General features: G+C 46.7%; 1 protein-coding gene. It reads left to right on the forward strand.

The features are described from left to right. The coding region (locus tag Q0369_RS03260; RefSeq protein WP_298095908.1) for a TonB-dependent receptor at positions 1-1440 on the forward strand (1440 nt) is incomplete at both ends.

Raw genomic sequence — 1440 nt, forward strand, 5'->3', positions numbered from 1 at the left:
AAAACCGCGGTTACCGCGATCTGCGCGAAATTTTAGAAAAGGCGCCGGGGGTTAGTTTTAACGGTAGGTCGGTTGATTTACGCGGGCAAGGTGCGAAGGCCAATACCTCCGTCAAGGTCCTTCTTAACGGAGTCGCTCTCAATATGATCGACACGACGCCCACGACCATCCCGATTGATCTCGTTCCTATTGAGGATATCGAGCGCGTGGAGATTATCCCCGGCGGCGGTAGCGTGCTTTACGGCAGCGGTACCAGCGGCGGCGTGATAAATATCATCACAAAAAAAGGCGCAAAATATCCATACGCCAATGTCTCTACCAAGATCGCGTCGTATAATTATAAAGATCTAAATTTCGGCGCAGGCGGGAATGTGAGCGAAAATCTATTTCTAAAGACCGCAATAAAGGGCTTTGATCAGCATGGATACCGCAAGGGCGAAAGAGAGCGAGGCTACTATACATCGTTTGGACTAAATTATAAAATTTCAGACGATCAAAGCCTCTCTTTTAATCCCAGCTTTTATCGCGCTAGGACGCATGATGTACCGGGTTTAGGGCTTGCCGAGCTTAAAGCGGATCGCCGCCAACAAGGAGGCGAGAGGACCTTTACCAAAAGCACACGATTAAATTTTGACTTGGATTATGCGGTGAAATTCGGCGATAGATTTGAAGCAAATTTACAGCCTTATTACCAAGATATTAGAATTTTGCAAAAGGGCTTTGTGATGAAAGATCGCAAAGAGGGGGCGAATTTAAAGGGCAAGCTTACCTATGATAACGACGAGCTCATAGCGGGATATGATTATCTTAAAAATAAGGGCTTCCGCAGGATCGATTTTAATACCGCAATAAATCCTATGATGAGCCTTTCACAACTTACGATCTTTGATATGCAGAAACTTACCCACTCGGTTTATGCCTTAGAAAAGCACGACTTTACGGAGCTGTTTTCGCTTAGTGCTGGCGGGCGTTTTGAGCGCGCCGAATACAAAGTAGATCGCGAGGTCTCTACGACGATGCGTAGGATGGGGCGTATAATCTCGCAGACGCAGGACAGCACGCACGTAACGGACGATAAAAACAACTATGCTTTTGAGATCACGCCGAATTTTAATTATTCCAAGGATGGCAATGTCTATTTTAAATTTGAGCGAGGCTATATCTCGCCAGGCCCTAATCAGCTCATCGACAAGCTCGGTCGCAACGGCCCTTACGTACTTAATAACCTCAAATCCGAAACCTTTAAAACCTATGAGATCGGCATGAAGGATCTAATCTATGGGCAATACGTAAGCGCGACGCTGTTTTGGACCGATACGAAAAACGAGATCGTAAACGAGCTACTCGGTAGCGGCTTTAATAGCGGTTGGCATTTCATCAATATCGACGAGACGCGCCGCAAGGGCGTGGAGCTGTATGCGGAGCAAAGTCTGCTTTCAA

The sequence above is a fragment of the uncultured Campylobacter sp. genome, assembly GCF_938030685.1.
GTDB lineage: Bacteria > Campylobacterota > Campylobacteria > Campylobacterales > Campylobacteraceae > Campylobacter_B.